This is a genomic window from Agriterribacter sp., from assembly GCF_035497235.1.
GTDB lineage: Bacteria > Bacteroidota > Bacteroidia > Chitinophagales > Chitinophagaceae > Agriterribacter.
Window position 1 is genome coordinate 107326 of the sequence record NZ_DATJEB010000014.1, and the last position, 18741, is coordinate 126066.

Consider the following 18741-nt stretch of genomic DNA (forward strand, 5'->3'; position numbering starts at 1 on the left):
AAGTGCATATTAACTTTCGTGATAGCGGTTAATATAGTAACTTCGTTCACTTTTTTAAAACACATGAGAAAGTATCATGTAAGGTGAGAAGGAAAACAGACAGACATGCCAACAGTAACAAAAAAACCAACTGCAAAAGCAGTATCCCCATCCAGGAACACTAAAGGAAACAGTAAATCCAAAGCAACATCAAAAAGTGTAGACCTTAAAGCCAGTCTCCAGGAATATTTTGGTTTCAACGCGTTTAAAGGCAATCAGGAAGCCATTATTGAAAGCCTGCTTGCGGGCAATGATACTTTTGTGATAAAACCAACCGGCGGCGGAAAAAGCCTGTGCTACCAGCTTCCTGCTATTATCAGCCCGGGCTGTGCTATTATCGTTTCACCGCTTATTGCGTTAATGAAGAACCAGGTTGACCTTGTGCGGGGCTACAGCAGTAAAGATAATGTGGCGCATTTTTTAAATTCCACATTAAATAAAAGAGAAATAAAAGAAGTGCATGACGATCTGCTGAGCGGCGATACCAAGTTGCTGTATGTGGCGCCTGAAACACTGACTAAACAGGAAAACCTGGATTTTTTCCGCGACCTGGAAGTGTCTTTTTTTGCCGTGGATGAAGCCCATTGTATTTCTGAGTGGGGACATGATTTCAGACCGGAATACCGAAGGCTGCGGGACATGATGACGGAAATCAATCCTAACATACCCGTTATTGCACTTACGGCAACGGCTACACCCAAGGTACAAAGCGATATCGTTAAAAACCTCAGTCTTAAAGATCCCAAAATATATATTTCTTCGTTTAACCGGCCAAACCTTTATTACGAAATACAGCCTAAGATCAATAAGGATCAAACAATAAAAAGTATTGTGCGGTTCATTGTACATATGAAAGGCAAGAGCGGCATCATTTATACCCTTAACCGTAAAACAACGGAAGAGCTTGCCGGCATATTGGTAGCGAACGGCATTAAGGCCGTAGCTTACCATGCAGGTTTCGACAGCAAGTTGCGGGCAGGAAGGCAGGATCTTTTTATGAATGAAGATGTGCAGGTTATTGTGGCCACCATTGCATTTGGTATGGGTATTGATAAACCCGACATCCGCTTTGTGATCCATTACAATATTCCGAAATCGGTAGAAAATTATTACCAGGAAACCGGTCGTGCGGGCCGCGATGGACTGGAAGGCAAATGCATACTATACTATTCGCATAAAGATGTGGCTAAACTGGAGCATCTTATGCGCGACAAGCCTTTAAGTGAAAGAGAAGTGGGCGCCCAGCTCATCAGTGAAACGGTTGCATTTGCTGAAACGGGGGTTTGCCGCCGCAAAGTATTAATGAGCTATTTTGGAGAAGACTACGGTGATAAAAATTGCGGAAGCTGCGATAACTGCCTGCATCCGAAAGAAAGAGTGGAAGCCAAAGAAGATGCGGTGAAGGTAATGAAAGTAGTTAAAAAGTTAGATGAACGCTTCGCTACCGATTATGTGGTGAATATCCTTATCGGAAGGCTAACACCACAGATCAATATGTATCGCCACGGAGCCATAAGCGAATTTGCTGCAGGCAACGATCAGCCCGTTCATTACTGGAACTCACTGATGCGGCAAATGCTGCTGGAAGGCTTGCTGGAGAAGGACATTGAAGAATATGGCGTACTGAAACTGAGTGCAAAAGGCGAAAAGTTCCTTAAAAAGCCCACTTCATTTAAGATTGTGCTGAACAATTTATTCGAGGAAGCGGATGATGACGATGATGATGGGGCAGAAGCGGCGCCGGCCAGCAGCACAGACGATAAGTTATTTGAGATGCTAATGGAAATGCGGCAAAAGGAAGCAAAGAAAAAAGGGCTGCCACCTTTTGTAATTTTCCTTGAAACCTCACTACAGGATATGGCAACGCTGTACCCCACCACTACAACTGAGCTGGAAAAATGCCAGGGGGTAAGTAAGGGAAAAGCGCTGCGGTACGGCAAACCGTTTGTAGAGCTGATTGCCCGCTACGTGGAAGAAAATAATATTGAACGACCGGATGATTTTGTGATGAAGAGCGTGGTGAACAAGAGCGGACTGAAAGTATATATTATACAGCAAACCGATAAAAAAATTCCTTTGGAGGCCATTGCCAAGAACAAAGACCTGCGTTTAGACGCTTTGCTGGAGGAAATGGAAACCATTGCCGCCAGTGGCACAAAGCTCAACTTAGATTACGCAATTGGGGAAATGGTAGACGAGTACGACCAGGAAGATATCCTGGAATATTTTAAAAGCTGCGAAACCTCATCCTTACAGGTAGCCCAGCAGGAACTGAGCGAGGGGAACTTTACCTGGGAGCAGTTAAAGATCATGCGTATCAAGTTTTTGAATCAATACGGAATGTAGGGGGATGAATGTGGAAATGTACGAATATGAAAATCTGAAAATGGAAGTTTTGGACTTTATTTTTCGCTGTTAAACCGGAATCCCCTATTTTTGCTGCCCCTTTTGAAAGAAAGGAGCAATATGGTGCGGTAGCTCAGTCGGTAGAGCAAAGGACTGAAAATCCTTGTGTCGCCGGTTCGATCCCGGCCCACACCACAGAAACAAAAACCTCAAATGCAATACAGTAAAGCGTTTGAGGTTTTTTATTTATAATAGGTTTTAATTTTGCAGACGGTTTCGCATACGGTTTTTTAAATTATCGCATTCTCCACATCGGGCGGGTACTTATTCGTTACGTACGAAAATTTAACCCTATCATCATAAAATAGCTGCCGATCAAGTTTTAAATGATATTAGCAAGGATGACGCTATTGTGACCCCGCAGAGACTCGAACTCTGGACCCGCTGTGTTTCTATATCATCCATGAATGAAATCCGGATAACCCTGGTTTGAATCCTTGTACCTCCGGTTATTAAGTAAAGCAATTATCCATAAAACGGGCGATAATACGCGAGGCTCAACATAGTGTCGAACGGATGTGAAGTTTTTAACACCCCTTGCAAAGCCGTAATGTTCACCATCATGGCGAAGGGGTCGGATTTGAAATCGTACCCCTTATCCCGCATGTACGTACTTTTTGGAGCTGCAGGGGGGAGTCGAACCCTGGTCCATTGTCGCTTCGATTTCTGGCTCACCGGTTCGTATCCAATCCGGATTGACACCGGTTCGAATCCGCTCGGGACCTCCGAAGGTTAAATGACCAGGTACTAAAAAATAATTTATACATAAGGGACTGTAATGAAAGTATTTGCGAGTCACTTTTCCCTAATTTTGCCGGTGGTTAAAATTATTTCCTAATGCTTTACGAACTTTGGATGTATTTTTGCGTTATAATTGTGTATATTATTGATGAATACTAATGGGCAAACACAACATTAACCGGTTATAAACCGTTCCAAATCCAGCCTCCGGAAGCCTATTTTTAAATAACATAAAAAATCATAAATCATGGCAAAGCCAATCCAAACAACACCTGTTTTGAAAGGTAGGGACGCCGTTAATTTTTTTGCCAAGCTCGAAGAGAATAGGAATAAAAGAATTGATAAAAAGGAGTTATCGGACATTCGTAAAAACGCGGAAAAACTCAGATCTATTTTGAAAAGTAATTAATGGACCTTTTTGAATTAACCCTTGCCAAAGTTCATAGACATTCAGTATTAAAGGAATTTGATTGCGAAGACGAGGATTTGAACAGTTTTTTAGTAGAAAAATCTATTCCATTTCATAATGAGTTGCTTGCTACCACCTATCTTCTGGAGACAAAAGATGAAAGGAAGTTGGTAGCTTATTTTAGCATATTCAACGATTGCATAAAGGTTGAAAAAAGCGACATTCCCGCCAATAGTACACTAAGAAAATTTCTCTCAAGAGTGCCACATCCCAAACGGAGTCTGAAGTCCTTTCCATCAATCAAGATAGGCAGATTGGCTGTTTGCAAGGAGATGAAAAACTGCAGAATAGGAACCAGCATAATTGATTTTGTGATTGACCTTGCGGTTAGACAAAATGAACAATGTGCTTGTAAATATATTACCGTCGATGCTTATGGAGCGTCCATCCCTTTTTATATAAAGAAAAATTTTACGTTTCTAACGAAGAAGGATGAAGGTAAAGAAACACGGCAGATGCAGTATGACATAACCCCCATATTGAACGCCATTAAGGATGAAACAGAAGTTTTGCAGTCTACCTTATAATTCTATTTCAAAAAATTTCGAAATGCTCGGGATACTGAATACCGTAAACCAGACTGCTATGTGCGAGCTTTCCCGGATGCCGGTAATGGGCTTTACCTGGTCCCGTAGCATGATGGTGAATTTATATAGAGGCATCGCAATTGTAAAAATAAGGCACTAAATTAGTACCGGTGTTTTCCAGTTTAGTTTATTTGCTCGGTGTGTTTGCATTGGGCTTTTTAAATATAGCTACTACTGCCCAAATAATTCCTGCTATTATAAAAAAAATATATACTTTAGATAATTAACGCCTACAAGCAAAACCCTAAATTTCTATTGGCATTAACGATATTTTCTACTCAAAGATTAGGAGCACAAAATGGCGTATTTAAACGCATTGTATTGGTTAAAAATGACCGATATTTTAAACTACGTACAATTAGCAACCCAAAACGAACATGAATAATAAAAAAAACGGCCATGAGAAAGATAAGTACACTATTAATAATGATTTCACTTTTTTCGTGTAATTACAAAATTTATCCACCTAAAGACGCCTACAGTAAGCCACCATTTATATATAAGTCTGATAAATCATTTCAAGAAGTTTGGGATAATGTAATAGATTTCTTTGCACAAAAAGGTATCGCAATTTCGCTGATAGACAAAAGCAGCGGATTAATAATTTCGGTACAAACAGATATGATTTGGTCTTCTGAAAACCGAAAGACAAACAAGATGAAAAAGCCTGATGCATGGGTAGTATTGAATAACATATACGATCCTGCCCCAAATAAATATAGATATCCGGAAAGGGTATCAGGCAAATGGAATGTGAGAGTTAAGCCGGAAGGAGAAAAATGTACTATTAATGTAAACCTTCATGATTTAATTGTTTACGATTACAGTTATACAAGGACCGATATACCGGTTGAGGTAGCGGTTACGCAATCGTATAACCCTACTACAACTGGCAATTTTGAGAAGTTAATTTATGATATAATAAAGTAGTCGGATTAAGGGTAAACAATTATCTAATGTAAAATTTTTTAATCGAGACAAGAATATCTTTTATTGTAATAAACCCGGAGAAATGAGAAAGATAATATTGATAGCGATGTTGGCGCCGGCGCTGGCGTGGGGGCAAAAGACAACACTTGAAGGGCGTTATCAGGAATCGCCGGTAAAAATAACTACAGACAAACAAAAAGCCAATACGTGGCAGGCTGTAGTGGATTTCTTTATTACCAATGGTATTTCAATAACAACAGCAGACAAGCAAAGCGGGCTGATTGTTGCTACTGATTTCAGCTTTATAAAAGACAACCAACGCAATGAGCGGAAAGGTAAAATAGAAAAAGGCGCTTTGTTTACTTACGAAGAAGACGGCAAGCCAACCAACCCGGATGCATGGGTTGTGCTTAATAAGCTGGTTAAGGGGAAGATATACCCCGTAAAGCTAACCGGAAATTTAAACGTGTATATATCAGATAGCACGGTTACGGTAAGTGTCACCAACTTAAAAGGGGAATCAAATAACGATAGAGATAAATGGAGGTTTTTTCAGGTTAAATCTACAGGCGTGTTTGAAAAACAGATTGCCGACATCATTAAATATACATTGTAGCTAAAAGAAATGCAATTGACCTGGCAAGGGGCGAATTAAAGCGATGTAATGAAATAATGGCTGGAATAGAAATAAAGCTACGCAGCGATGTAGTTTAGATGCCTATACCCTCTGCTCAGTCATTCTTGTTATGGGGCGGGTAATAACGTGTGCAATGACATCGCTTTCGCTATCTTTTGATCTATTGGACAGCGCCCACTCTTCAAGATGCTCCCTGTCGAAATAAAGTAGCTTACCGTTCGGCTTTGAATATCGCACCAAACCCCAATGCACCAACTTATACAAGTAGCTTTTTGAAATGGTTAGAAAATCTGTCGCCTCTTGCAGTGTGAGTACCTTTTTTGTTAGGCTCAAATTTTTGTTAAGCTCTTTTAATATTCTTTCCTGTTCAGGTGTGAGCATATTTTAGGGTATTATTTCTTCCCCTTTTTCACAACCTTGTTAGCTTTTATTTCATAGCCGTTGGCCATCAGTAGCTCAACGATTGCCCCGGCTTTTAACTCTCCTTTCCGGAACCTGTTCAAGTATATTCTGTACATTAAATGCGAAAGCCCATTAAACAAAATCAAGCAAAACATTACCATCAATTCCCAATAGCTTGTGAGCCGCCTTTAGAAAAGCAACATCGGGCTTTCTTTTTTTACTCATTATCTGCGACAACTTAGGTTCCCCAACCCCCAGTAGCCTGGCCAATTCCTTCTGCTTTAGTTTGCGTTCATACATTTTAAGCTCAATAAGCCCTTCCAGTGTTTTCGGCGCCGGAATGGTATAAATGCTTTTTTCATATGCCTGGGCTGCTAAAGCCAGTATTCTAAGCTCTTCGGCCTCTTTGTCAGTTAAATTGGCTTCCCCCCTTTTCATCAATGCATCAATCTTTTTCATTGTTGCATTATAATCTTTTTCATTTTCGATCCGGTAGTCATCGGATTTACCTTTACGATTTGCCATATACGGTTTTTAAGATCCCCACCTGGGGCGAGACCACTTGGCCTGAATAGTCTATAGGTCATCCAGGTTAACCTTATCATATTCCTTATGAGTGCCTATGAATTTTATATAAATAGTCCTCACCCGAAATATAATCCGCACAATTAAACGATAGTCATTGCTCTTTATGTTAAAGATATTACAGATCATTACCAACCGCGTCAACAGAGCTGAATATCTGTCTCATTCATTGAAATTGGACCAATCGGATTTTTCTGTTACAGTGTACCAGTTATTAAGCTGGTCCTCCACATCCTTACGCTGATCTGTATATTCCCTGATTGTTCTATAACTGATTATTACCACGGCCTTAATTGTTCTTCAAAAATAGGATAAAAATTTCATATCGTGAAATTATATTTTAATTTTGGTAATTTTAGTGCAGCAGTAGAATATCCCGCTCCACGCCTGAAAACAGCATCAAATGCAATGTGGAATCGTTTGAGTTTTTTACGCTTCGGAATAACGGACGATTTTTAAAAAAACAAACGAATAAGTAAAGCACCCGCTGTCACCCATATTCTCCGCTACTCCCCACAAAATTGTATTAACTTTAACCTGCTTCGGATAACGGATCTTACGCACGGTTACAATATGCCTCATCCGGGACTTCTTACCACCTCAGACATGCTTACAGGCTATTTTTCATCTTTCAAACCAGCAAAAATGAAAGCATCTTATATGCCCGTTCTGCTATTGGCCGGCATTTCACTATTTGCCTGTAAAAACAAAAATGCCGCTACTCAAACTACCAACATCGCATCCATCGCTGACCTGCGTAAAGGTGATATTGTGCTATGCGGCCCTGCAAAAGGGCAGTTTGGCAACGTTGCTTTTGCGTTATCAGCTACCCAAAAAGTTAAAGACAGCTTCAATCTCGCACTGGCCCTGCTGCATTCATTTGAATATGAAGAAGCTGAGAAAGCGTTTGCCAAAGTAATTGATATGGATCCACGTTGCGCCATGGCATACTGGGGCGTGGCCATGAGTAATTTTCACCCGCTGTGGAGCCCGCCCAATAAAGCAGAAATGGAAAAAGGCGCCAGTGCCACTGAAATTGCAGCCTCACTAAAAGGCGAAAATAAAAGGGAGAATGAATATATAGACGCTATATATGATTTCTTTCATAACTGGCAGCAATTGGACCATCGCTCACGTGCCCAACAATATGAGCGGGCAATGGAGAAGATATATGCGGATAACCCCGGTGATAAGGAAGCGGCTATATTTTATGCGCTGGCGCTGGACGCTACTGCTAACCCCACCGATAAAACCTATGCGCATCAGAAAAAAGCGGGTGAAATATTGAATGCCCTGTATCCCGGTCAGCCCGATCATCCGGGTATTGTTCACTATATTATACATACCTACGATTACCCGGAACTGGCGGAAAAGGCCTTACCGGCAGCACGCAAGTACGCCTCCATAGCCCCATCATCGGCCCACGCCCTGCACATGCCCTCGCATATTTTTACGCGGCTGGGATTATGGAAGGAGTCTATTCAATCCAACCTCGCCTCGGCAGATGCCGCCAGGTGTTACGCGGAAGGCTTAAAAATGAAAGACCATCCCGGTGCGGAACTCCATGCCATGGATTATTTAGTATATGCCTACCTGCAAAACGGGCAGGAGGATGAAGCAAAAGCCCAGGTGGACTATCTCAGGTCTATATCCGGTTCATTAACCCAAAATTTTTCAGCCAGCTATGCATCCGCGGCTATCCCGGCACGTTATGCCCTTGAATTGCGGCACTGGAAAGAAGCTGCTGATTTGGATACCAGTAATACAGCGTTCAGTGCAGACAAGCATGCCTGGGAAAAAGCCATTGTACATTTTGCCCGTGTGCTGGGCGCCGTACATACCGGCAAGCTCAAAGCAGCTAAAAATGATTTGCATACGCTGCGCTCATTACAGACTGTTTTACTGAGCGCGAAAGATGATTACAAAGCCGGCCAGGTGCTTGTGCAGGTAAAAGCGGCGGAAGCATGGATCAGTTATGCTGAAGGAAAAAAGGAAGCAGCAGCGGCATTAATGAAGGAATCAGCCAATATAGAAGACAGTACTGAAAAGCACCCGGTAACGCCCGGGGAAGTTATTCCTGCAAGAGAACTGGAAGGAGACCTGCTGCTGGCGCTCGGAAAAAACAGGGAAGCATTGCGCGCCTATGAAACGAATTTGAAGCGATGCCCAAACCGGAAAAACGGTTTGAAAGGCGCTGCATTGGCCGCCGAAAAATCGGGAGATAAAACAAAAGCAGCGGACTATAATAAGCAATTAAACGGAAGGTAATTGCGCTTATATCCTGATTCAAAAAAACAATATGGAACAACTCCAAGAGTGTGTTGAATAAAAAAACGGAGCATAATTAACTATGCCCCGCATTTGATCTTTATGTGTTTTGATTTGCCCGCGTTTCCGGGCAGTAACCGGGGTTAATTAGCCTCCGGCTGAGGTGTGTACCTTAAATACGGTTTAATTTCCTTAACGCCTTTAGGGAACTTTTTCAACGCGTCTTCTGTTTTGATAGCCGTTGATATAATAACGTCTTCCCCCTGGTTCCAGTCTGCAGGCGTTGCTACGCTATGCTTTGCCGTTAATTGCAGGGAATCAATTACACGCAGAATTTCAAGAAAATTTCTTCCTGTGGATGCAGGATAGGTTAAGGTAAGCTTTATTTTTTTGTCGGGTCCAATTACAAATACCGAACGCACCGTTGCTGTTGCTGAAGCATTGGGATGAATCATATCGTATAATCCCGAAACAACCCTGTCATCGTCCGCAATCAAAGGAAATACTACGGTAGTATTTTGTGTTTCATTAATATCGCCGATCCATCCTATATGTTTATCAACCGGGTCAACACTTACCGCCAGTACTTTTACATTACGTTTATCAAATTCACCCTGTAATTGCGCGGTGCGTCCCAGTTCGGTAGTACAAACGGGGGTAAAATCAGCAGGATGTGAAAATAATACACCCCAGCTATCTCCCAGGAATTCATAAAAATCAATTTTCCCTTTCGATGTAACTGCTTTAAAGTTCGGAGCAGTGTCGCCTAATCGTAAACTCATGATAATAATTTTTAGTGTTCGAATGAATGTAAAGCTACAGCTTCCCCATTTTTGCTGATGGTGTTTTATACTTCGATTATGGTACTTTTTATTTATTCTACTTAAATGGTAGGGTATCTGTTACCGCTTACCAATTGTTTATAATTTTTGTTTCGAAAAGCTTCCGGTGTGGTGTGGGTATATTTCTTAAAAAACTTCACAAAATAGGAGTTGTCCGGGAAATTGAGCTCCTGTGCAATATCCCCCACAGATAAGTCAAAATTAATCAGCAGCCGTTTAGCCTCCAGTATTACCCTGTTCCGGATCACTTCCCCGGCAGAAATACCCAGGTAATCTTTGCACAATGCATTTAAATGATTGGGCGTAATGTATAGTAACCCGGCATATCCTTTTGGCAGTTTTATGGTTTTGAAATTATCCTCAATAAGCCGTTGAAAGTTGCGCAGAATCACGGAATTGTAGCCCGCTGTTTCTTCCTTTATTGCTTTTGGATCATCCCTTTCAACGGTTAAAAACAATTGCAGCAATAAAGTGGCGATCATTAGTTGCGCGGAGGGTTGCTTTTCAGATTGCTCGTGCAGGATCCGTTCGAAAATTTGTTCCACCTGCTGCTGTGTATCTTCTTTCAGTAACAATACCTGGTGTGCGGCAACCTGGTCAAAGAAGGGGAACCGGTCAAGGAAGTTAGAATTGATGAAGAGCTGATCAAAAAAAGTAGATGAGAAATTTACGGTATACCCGTCTACTCCTTCGTTAAAATACCACTTGTGTACCTGCCCTGGGCGCATAAAATAAATCATGCCCTTTTGAACAGGAAATGTTACAAAATCTATAACGTGTTCGCCGGACCCCTCCGTAAAGTACACCAGGTGATAGAAAGCATGGTTATGCGCCACTTCCAGGTGCGGGTTGCTGCTCAGGTATCTCCTGAACCGGTCCGCATTCAGCAAATCGTTATGCGATTTGTTGGCAACCAGGTTATGAATATCAAAAGTGGGATATACGGGCTTGGCCATGACTTTATTTTACAAGCGCAAATTTACCACGGATACCCGGCAATTCACGGAGCAATAGGGGGTTCCTATGGTATTGTTTACCGATAATTGAAAAACACCGCAAAAGCCCGTTAAAAAACGGAAAACTACAGGCTGCTTTTTGTAATGCAATTGTTAAAGGGGGCTGATATTAATCTTATTCTATGATATAGTTATGCCGGCCGAATACAATATATGGGTAAGATCAGTTTTTTCATTAGGTTTGCTACCTCAATTTTTAATGAATTGGCAATAGAATCACAAAGAAAATCATTTTTTAAGCGAATCAGGGGGCTGCAGGGTGTTGAAGATGGGGAAATGAGTTTTATAGACCATTTGGAAGCCCTTCGCTGGCATATCGTTCGCTCCGTATTGGCAGTACTGGTTTTTGCCATTGCTATCTTCCTTAATATTGACTGGATATTTGACAATGTGATCATGGGACCTACCCAGGAGGGTTTTATTTCCTACAAACTCTTTTGTGCGCTCAGTCATAAAATAGGATTGGGAGATTCGTTGTGTATGCCACCCATTGCAATGAAAATACAGGTAACTACAGTTAGCGGTACTTTCATGTCAAGTATTTCTATTGCCGCCATCGGTGGCGTTTTAGCCGCTTTCCCCTATTTGTGCTGGGAAGTGTGGCGTTTTGTAAAACCTGCATTAAAAGAGCAGGAACTGAAACATACCAGGGGTATTATTTTCTGGGTTTCTTTTTTCTTTTTCATGGGAGCGGCATTCGGCTATTTTATGCTGGCGCCCTTTACTTTTAATTTCCTGTATAATTATTCCCTGGGCTCCCAGCAAATATTAGATTATAAACCCATGCTGAGTGATTATCTTGATTCTATCATTGATATTACTTTAGGATCGGGTGTTGCTTTTGAACTGCCGATGGCTTCATGGGTGCTGGCAAGAATAGGTTTGCTTACAGCAGGATTTTTACGAACCTACCGCAAATATGCATATATAGCCTTACTGGTACTTGCCGCCATCATTACGCCTTCACCGGACTGGGGCAGCCAAATGATTGTTTGCGTTCCACTTTTTCTTTTATACGAGATCAGCGTTATTATTGCCGCAAGGGTTAATAAAAAGAACGATAAGAAATGGGAAGAGTGGAGCTAGTGAGTAGTAAATAGTAAGTGGTAAAGATATGGCGATTTGAGTTTTTCCCAATGCGTCAGGAACCTGATGCTTCATGTTCTGTTTTTCGCTTCCCTGGCTGTATTACGAATTTTGCCCGAAATATTTTTTACTTATAATTATCTTTTTCCTGTCTGTATATCGGTAAATTGTAGTATCATGTAGATAAATCAGCGTGGAATGGCTTCAAAAATAAATTTAGACAAATTAGACCTGCAGATCATTTCAGCGATGATGGAAAATGCGGGGATATCCTATGCTGATTTAGGAAAAAAACTTTCTGTATCGGGCGGCACCATACATGTGCGGATTAAAAAACTGCAGGAAAGCGGTGTGGTAAAGGGTACGCGGCTCAATGTGGAATTGAAGGAACTGGGTTATGATATTACAGCGTTTGTGGGCATTTACCTCGAAAAAAGTTCTTTATACGATACAGTAGCCAAAGACCTTAAAAAAATACCCGAAATTGTGCGGCTTAATTATACTACAGGCAACTATAGCATGTTTATTGAAATTGTATGCCGCGATATTACCCAGTTAAGACATGTACTGCACGATGAACTGCAAAAAATAAAGGGTATTGAAAGAACCGAAACATTAATATCGCTGGAGGAAAGCTTTAACCGCAATGTGCAGGTAGGTCCGCTGTAAGATGCCAAATCCGAAAGTTGAAATTTCTAAATCCGGGGAAAAATTTATCCCCCAATGACAAACAATAAGCTCAACATTGAAACAGACATACCCTGTAACCTGTACCCTGAATCAATATCAAATCTTAAATTTACTCACTCCTCACATCCAATGCATCTCTCAATCCATTGCCCAGTAAATTAAAGGCCAGTACCAGCAGCATAATACAAATGCCGGGCGATATAGCCAATAAAGGATTATGGGTGATAATAAAATTGTAATTTTCTTTGATCATCAGTCCCCAACTGGGCTGCGGCGGCTGAACGCCTACGCCCAAAAAGCTCAGGCCGGCTTCTATAACAATGGCCGATGCAAAGTTAGAAGCCGCCATAACCATAACCGGGCCAAGTACATTAGGAAGAATATGCCTGAAGATGATCCTGAAACCGGTAAAGCCCAGCGCCCTGGCGGCTTCAACATATTGCAGTTCACGTATGCTCATCACCTGCGTACGAATAATCCTTGCGGTATTTACCCACAGGGTTAAACCAACGGCAATAAATACCTGCCAGAACCCCTTTCCTAATGCCAGGGTAATGGCAAACACCAGCAGTAGCGTGGGAATGCTCCACACCACGTTAATAAACCACATAATACACTTATCTGCGCTGCCGCCGAAATAGCCTGCAACAAGTCCCAGCACTATGCCTATAGACAAAGAAATAACAACCGCAATCAGTCCCACGGCAAGGCTTACCCGCACGCCTACGATCAGGCGGCTCAGGATATCTCTCCCAAACTTATCTGTACCCAGCCAAAACGTTTTTTTAACAATGATGGAAGATAGACCGGCATCCCTGTTCTTAATATTATACGCCTGTCTTTCTGCTACGCCTTCATCAATATACCGCTGCACTATAATACTGTCGCCTGCCTGCTGCCACGAATAAACAGGTATATAAGCATACGCATCCTCCTGCCCGTTTAGTAATCTTTCAAAAAAAACTGATTTTTGAACACTTTTGCTTTTAGGCAGCATAAAAAACAGCATACTGAACCCTGGTTTCTGACCGCCAATCTCCACAGTCATCCTGTTGGCGTTGGGGGAATGATCAGGAGCAAACAAATAAGCAAAAACGCCTGTTAGTACAGCCAAAGCAATAAGGTAAAGTCCAAAGACAGCACCCTTGTTCTTGCGCAACCTTCGCCATGCAGACTGAAAAAAAGAAGATGATACATTTTGCACGGCGTAAAATACTAATTTCTGAAATGAGAAGATGGAAATTTGAAGGAGAAGAGAAAGGTGAGCGGTAAGAAGTGAAAAAATCCTTTGTGTACTTTGCTCCTTCGCACGCCTTGCCTTCCCCGGCCCGACTGAACATCGTTCGGGCGGACGTCTGGTCAGGCAGGCGTGAAACCATCCGAATACATTTTCTTTAACATCTTGCTATGTATAAGAAATGAGAAAAATATTAACTTCGTTCCCTGGAATGAGATATATTTTATACATATTGCTGGGCTATGTGATTTACCGCTTTATTACAGGCTTTTTATTTCCTGTTTTCAAAACGGGTAAACAAATAAAAAAGCAGTTCAATGAAATGCAGCAGCGTATGCAGGACAATATGCAGCAGCAGTCTTCTGCCGGTTCGTCTCCTCCGCAGCAATCATCGGCCGGCAAATCTCCTGTGGGGGAATACATAGACTTTGAAGAAGTAAAGTAGCGCCTTCCTGCCTGTTATAACGATGCCCGGATATCTTCGTCCGGCAATGCGTTTTCCAAATACCACATATTTACACCTTAGCAATCGTTGAATAGATTCTTTCAATATTTGCCCGTACTCCCTGATCATTTTAATAGTTGTCTAAAAATCAGGGAAGATAAACAGATGAAATAACCTAAATTTGCCATCCTTTTCATTTTATTCAAACTACAATGGCAAATCAATTATTCGATTTTGGATTGATTGGGTTGGGCGTTATGGGACGCAACCTGTTATTAAATATGGCCGATCACGGCTTTGCTGTAATGGGATACAACAGGAGCCCGCAAAAAGTTACGGAATTAGAGAGCGAAATTGTTCCGGGAACTACGGTAAAAGGCACTTCCGATCTTAAGGTAATGGCAAACGCGCTTAAATTACCCCGCAGGATCATGATGCTGGTACAGGCCGGCAAACCGGTAGACGATGTACTCAACGAACTGATCCCCTTTCTTGATAAAGGCGATATTATAATTGACGGCGGTAACTCGCACTATACCGATACCTTACGCCGCGTACAGTATATGCAGGAAAAAGGCTTTCACTTTATGGGTATGGGCGTTTCGGGCGGCGAAGAAGGCGCCAGAAGAGGCCCCAGCATTATGCCCGGCGGCGACCCCGAAGCTTACCAGCATGTAAAACCTATGCTGGAAGCCGTTTCGGCAAAGGTAAACGGCGAGCCCTGCGTAGCGCACCTGGGCAAGGGCGCTGCAGGACATTACGTAAAAATGGTACACAACGGCATCGAATACGGTATTATGCAGCTTATAAGCGAAGTTTATGATGTGCTGCACCGCGGCTATGGTCTGAGCAATGATGAGCTGCATGAGGTATTTAAACAATGGAACGAGGGCGAACTGCAGTCTTTCCTGGTAGAAATAACCCGCGATATATTTTTAAAGGATGATGACAAAACCGGCAAACGCCTGGTGGATGTTATTTTAGATAAAGCGGGTTCCAAAGGAACGGGCAAATGGACTTCACAGGACGCGATGGACCTGGGTATTGCCATTCCTACCATTGACATTGCCGTAAGTATGCGCAATCTTTCGGCGCTCAAACAGGAAAGGGTAAACGCTGCTGCGGTATATCCTTCCGGCATTAAAATAACCGGGGTTTCCAAAGAAGATATTATTCAGCAGGCAAGGGAAGCCCTGTTTTTTGGAACCATGATCAGCTATGCCCAGGGACTGGCATTATTATTCGTGGCGTCTAAAGAATACGATATGGATATCCCGCTGCCGCAGGTAGTAAAAATATGGAGAGGGGGTTGTATTATCCGCTCTACTTTGCTGGAAGTATTTTACCAGGCTTATTCCAGTAATCCCGACCTGTCCAATATTTTATTAGACAGCCATATTGCGGCCTTACTGAAAAGCAGGGAGGCTAATACCCGTAAGTTCACAGGCACGGCTGTTCAGGCAGGCATTCCCGTTTCCGCGCTGGCGGTATCTTTGGGTTATTTTGATGCCTACCGCAGTGCCGTAATGCCAACCAACCTGATACAGGCCCAGCGCGATTTTTTTGGCGCCCATACTTATCAGCGTGTTGATGAAGAAGGGATATTCCATTCCAACTGGCAATAGCATACCTGTGTTTAAAAAGGGAAAGAAGGAAAAACCCCGGTTTCCGGACCTGGGTGCTTTTACTCATTGTTAAGCTGTTATTCATATTACAATTACATGCAAGCAACTATTTCAGGCACGCAAAACCATAAGCGTCCGCCTTCTTCGCTGATCTTTATTTTTGGAGGAAGCGGCGATCTTAACCTCCGTAAACTTACGCCGGCATTATATAATTTGTTCTTAGATGAATGGATGCCCGAAAAATTCGCTATCGTAGGCATCGGGCGAAGTGAATATGACGGCGATAAATACAGGGCGCATTTGCTTGAAGGCATCAAAAAATTTTCCCGCCGCAAAGGAGAGGAAAATGGCCACTGGCAAAATTTCGCGCAGCATATCAGCTACCTGCAAATGGATGCCGAAGACGAAGCGGCATACACTAAAATATCCGACATCGTTAAAGAAAAGGAAGCGGCTTTCGGCGAACATCCCAACGTTATTTTTTACCTGGCCGTAGCGCCCCAACTGGTGCCGGATATTGCTGCTAAACTGGGACCCCTGAATATTTGCGCGGATACCAAGTGCACCCGCATTGTTATTGAAAAGCCTTTTGGTCACGATCTGCAAAGCGCAAGAGAACTGAACCATTTGCTGAGTACCATGTTTGATGAAGACCAGATATTCCGTATTGACCATTACCTCGGTAAGGAAACAGTGCAGAATATTTTGGCCCTGCGTTTCGCCAACGCTTTATTTGAGCCTATATGGAACCGCAACTATATAGAAAATGTACAGATCACCGCTGCCGAAACAGTGGGCGCCGAAAGCAGGGGCGCCTATTATGAAAAATCGGGCGCCCTGCGCGATATGGTGCAGAATCACATGCTGCAACTGATGTGCATGGTGGCCATGGAAGCGCCTGTTTCGTTTGACGCTAATGAGATCCGTAATAAAAAAGTGGATGTACTGAATGCCATACGTAAAATAGATCATGCCAGTGTGCAGGATTATGCAGCCAGGGGGCAATATGCAGAAGGATGGATGAAGGGTGAGAAGGTAGCAGGCTACCGGCAGGAAAAAAATGTAGCTCCGCAGTCGGGCGTGGAAACCTTTGCCGCTGTTAAGTTTTATATTGATAACTGGCGCTGGCAGGATGTTCCTTTTTATGTGCGTACAGGCAAGCGCATGCAGAATAAAAGCACTATTATTACGCTGCAATTCCGCCCGGCGCCCAGCTTCGCCTTTCCGCGTGAAGCAGCCGATACCTGGCGGGCCAACAGGCTCACAATCAGCATACAACCCGAAATGGATATCCGTATCCGCTTCCAGGCCAAACGTCCGGGGCAGGATATGACCCTGAGCCCTGTGGATATGATCTTCAACTATGATGAAGCATATGACGAACATGAACCTGAGGCTTATGAAACACTGCTGTTGGATGTAATGGAAGGAAATGCCACCTTATTTATGCGGGTAGACCAGGTGGAAGCAGCGTGGAAGATTATTATGCCTATATTGGAAACCTGGGAAGCCCGTACGCCGGTTAATTTCCCTAACTATGCGCCTGACTCCTGGGGACCGGAAGATGCGGAAGCCCTGATTGCCAGGGACGGGTTTAACTGGATAACGCTGCCACCGCCACATGAGGAGTAGCAGGATAATGCTAATTTTAAAATGGGGAGAATGGTTGCAGTTTACAGGAAACCATAACCAAATAAAATTATAAAGTCCGGAGCCGGAAGCGAAAATCGAAGCGTAATGCATCTCAAATTATAAATTTCCAAATCTCAAATCTCCATGCTTCATATACAAAAAGATCCTTCAACTGTAACCGCTGCATTAGCGGAATGGATAACGCAAACCATTGAAACTGTTTTGCAAAAGCAGAACAGGTTTACCTGGGTGCTTACCGGCGGCAATTCACCAAAGGCATTATACGAACTTTTAGCTGCCAGCCCGTATAAAGAACGTATTGCCTGGGATAAATTACATATTTTTTGGGGAGACGAACGTGCCGTGCCTTTTAGCGATGAGCGCAACAATGCAAGAATGACCTATACCTATTTGCTGAATAAGGTTCCCGTTATTCCGGAACAGGTGCATGTAATGCGAACCGATATGGATCCCGCGCAATCGGCGGTGGAATATGAAAAGATGCTGCACGGGTATTTTGGAACGGAAGGAAATAGTTTCGACCTGGTATTATCGGGCATGGGCGATGATGGCCATACGCTCTCTCTTTTCCCGGGAACGGAAGTGATTCATGAAAAACAGGCATGGGTGAAAGCCTTTTATTTAGCTGCCCAGCAAATGTACCGGATTACCCTTACGGCGCCTGTGGTAAACCGGGCGGCGTTAGTTGTATTTCTAACCTTTGGCGCTAATAAGGCAAAAGCTTTATACGAAGTGCTGGAAGGTAAGCCCGATATTGATCTTTACCCCTCACAAATTATACAGCCCGCTTCGGGCAAGCCGCATTGGTTTGTTGATGCGGCGGCGGCTGCTTTGCTGAATAAAAAACCCGCACTGAACCAATAACATATAGTACTGAGTGGCAAGGCCTGCTTATATGCAGGTATTTAAATTACCACAACAAAAAGTTAAAATCACTTAACGATTCACTTTAATAGCTGTCAATTACCACCTCCTCCTGCATAAAACTGTACCTTTATTCATCTCTCATATATGTCCCTTTTATCACCTTAAGTCGGGAAACCGTATGCACATAACCGCTGTGCTTACATATAGATTTGGCGA

At 42.8% G+C, this 18741-nt stretch carries 19 protein-coding genes and 1 tRNA gene; 13 read left to right on the forward strand and 7 right to left on the reverse strand.

Features of this window, described 5'->3' with window-relative positions:
* Positions 1-105 precede the first annotated feature (105 nt).
* The 6 genes from recQ (at position 106) to VL121_RS05005 (ending at position 5788) form a co-directional block, all read left to right on the forward strand.
* Positions 106-2385, forward strand: a complete 2280-nt coding sequence (gene recQ, locus VL121_RS04980) for a DNA helicase RecQ (protein ID WP_325402792.1) — start codon at positions 106-108, stop codon at positions 2383-2385.
* Positions 2386-2507: 122 nt separating this feature from the next.
* A tRNA-Phe gene (locus tag VL121_RS04985) sits at positions 2508-2580 on the forward strand.
* Between the two features lie 853 nt (positions 2581-3433).
* Positions 3434-3595, forward strand: a complete 162-nt coding sequence (locus VL121_RS04990) for a hypothetical protein (protein ID WP_325402794.1) — start codon at positions 3434-3436, stop codon at positions 3593-3595.
* Positions 3595-4182, forward strand: coding sequence for a GNAT family N-acetyltransferase (locus VL121_RS04995; RefSeq protein ID WP_325402796.1), 588 nt, complete (start codon positions 3595-3597; stop codon positions 4180-4182). The genes VL121_RS04990 and VL121_RS04995 overlap by 1 nt, the downstream gene beginning before the upstream one ends.
* A gap of 459 nt (positions 4183-4641) precedes the next feature.
* Entirely contained in the window at positions 4642-5172 is a 531-nt protein-coding gene (locus VL121_RS05000; RefSeq protein WP_325402798.1) for a hypothetical protein, read from the forward strand.
* Positions 5173-5254: 82 nt separating this feature from the next.
* A complete protein-coding gene (locus VL121_RS05005) occupies positions 5255-5788 on the forward strand; it encodes a hypothetical protein (protein ID WP_325402800.1) in 534 nt (177 codons plus the stop codon).
* A 102-nt stretch (positions 5789-5890) separates the two neighbouring features.
* Here the strand turns inward: VL121_RS05005 and VL121_RS05010 are convergent, their stop codons facing one another.
* Genes VL121_RS05010 through VL121_RS21650 form a run of 4 tightly spaced genes read right to left on the reverse strand, consistent with a single transcriptional unit; the run spans position 5891 to position 6925 of the window.
* Positions 5891-6190, reverse strand: a complete 300-nt coding sequence (locus VL121_RS05010; protein ID WP_325402802.1) for a helix-turn-helix domain-containing protein — start codon at positions 6188-6190, stop codon at positions 5891-5893.
* Between the two features lie 11 nt (positions 6191-6201).
* Positions 6202-6327: a hypothetical protein gene (locus VL121_RS05015; protein ID WP_325402804.1), complete on the reverse strand. Its 126-nt coding sequence runs from the start codon at positions 6325-6327 to the stop codon at positions 6202-6204.
* A gap of 16 nt (positions 6328-6343) precedes the next feature.
* Positions 6344-6736 carry a helix-turn-helix domain-containing protein gene (locus VL121_RS05020; RefSeq protein ID WP_325402806.1) on the reverse strand — a complete coding sequence of 131 codons (393 nt, stop codon included), beginning with the start codon at positions 6734-6736 and terminating at the stop codon, positions 6344-6346.
* A 51-nt stretch (positions 6737-6787) separates the two neighbouring features.
* A complete protein-coding gene (locus tag VL121_RS21650) occupies positions 6788-6925 on the reverse strand; it encodes a type II toxin-antitoxin system HigB family toxin (RefSeq protein WP_414635399.1) in 138 nt (45 codons plus the stop codon).
* Positions 6926-7441: 516 nt separating this feature from the next.
* On the opposite strand from VL121_RS21650, the gene VL121_RS05025 reads away from it, so the two are divergent.
* Positions 7442-9064, forward strand: coding sequence for a tetratricopeptide repeat protein (locus tag VL121_RS05025; RefSeq protein ID WP_325402808.1), 1623 nt, complete (start codon positions 7442-7444; stop codon positions 9062-9064).
* Positions 9065-9207: 143 nt separating this feature from the next.
* Here the strand turns inward: VL121_RS05025 and VL121_RS05030 are convergent, their stop codons facing one another.
* Both VL121_RS05030 and VL121_RS05035 read right to left on the reverse strand, forming a co-directional pair.
* Positions 9208-9846: a peroxiredoxin gene (locus VL121_RS05030; RefSeq protein WP_325402810.1), complete on the reverse strand. Its 639-nt coding sequence runs from the start codon at positions 9844-9846 to the stop codon at positions 9208-9210.
* 101 nt (positions 9847-9947) lie between these two features.
* Positions 9948-10862, reverse strand: a complete 915-nt coding sequence (locus VL121_RS05035; protein ID WP_325402812.1) for an AraC family transcriptional regulator — start codon at positions 10860-10862, stop codon at positions 9948-9950.
* A 264-nt stretch (positions 10863-11126) separates the two neighbouring features.
* Here VL121_RS05035 and tatC point away from each other — a divergent pair, with 264 nt between their 5' ends.
* Both tatC and VL121_RS05045 read left to right on the forward strand, forming a co-directional pair.
* Positions 11127-12008, forward strand: a complete 882-nt coding sequence (gene tatC, locus VL121_RS05040) for a twin-arginine translocase subunit TatC (RefSeq protein WP_325402814.1) — start codon at positions 11127-11129, stop codon at positions 12006-12008.
* A 198-nt stretch (positions 12009-12206) separates the two neighbouring features.
* On the forward strand, positions 12207-12677 hold the full coding sequence (locus tag VL121_RS05045) for an Lrp/AsnC ligand binding domain-containing protein (protein WP_325402816.1): 471 nt from the start codon (positions 12207-12209) through the stop codon (positions 12675-12677).
* Between the two features lie 130 nt (positions 12678-12807).
* Here VL121_RS05045 and VL121_RS05050 read toward each other — a convergent pair whose 3' ends face one another.
* Positions 12808-13902, reverse strand: a complete 1095-nt coding sequence (locus tag VL121_RS05050) for an ABC transporter permease (protein WP_325402818.1) — start codon at positions 13900-13902, stop codon at positions 12808-12810.
* Positions 13903-14146: 244 nt separating this feature from the next.
* Here VL121_RS05050 and VL121_RS05055 point away from each other — a divergent pair, with 244 nt between their 5' ends.
* The 4 genes from VL121_RS05055 to pgl all read left to right on the forward strand — a co-directional run bounded on the left by VL121_RS05055 (position 14147) and on the right by pgl (position 18522).
* Complete coding sequence (locus VL121_RS05055) at positions 14147-14380, forward strand: hypothetical protein (RefSeq protein ID WP_325402820.1); 234 nt, start codon at positions 14147-14149, stop codon at positions 14378-14380.
* A gap of 212 nt (positions 14381-14592) precedes the next feature.
* Positions 14593-16005 carry an NADP-dependent phosphogluconate dehydrogenase gene (gndA, locus tag VL121_RS05060; RefSeq protein ID WP_325402822.1) on the forward strand — a complete coding sequence of 471 codons (1413 nt, stop codon included), beginning with the start codon at positions 14593-14595 and terminating at the stop codon, positions 16003-16005.
* A gap of 96 nt (positions 16006-16101) precedes the next feature.
* Positions 16102-17637, forward strand: coding sequence for a glucose-6-phosphate dehydrogenase (zwf, locus tag VL121_RS05065; RefSeq protein WP_325402824.1), 1536 nt, complete (start codon positions 16102-16104; stop codon positions 17635-17637).
* Between the two features lie 144 nt (positions 17638-17781).
* Entirely contained in the window at positions 17782-18522 is a 741-nt protein-coding gene (gene pgl / locus VL121_RS05070) for a 6-phosphogluconolactonase (RefSeq protein ID WP_325402826.1), read from the forward strand.
* Positions 18523-18741 lie beyond the last annotated feature (219 nt).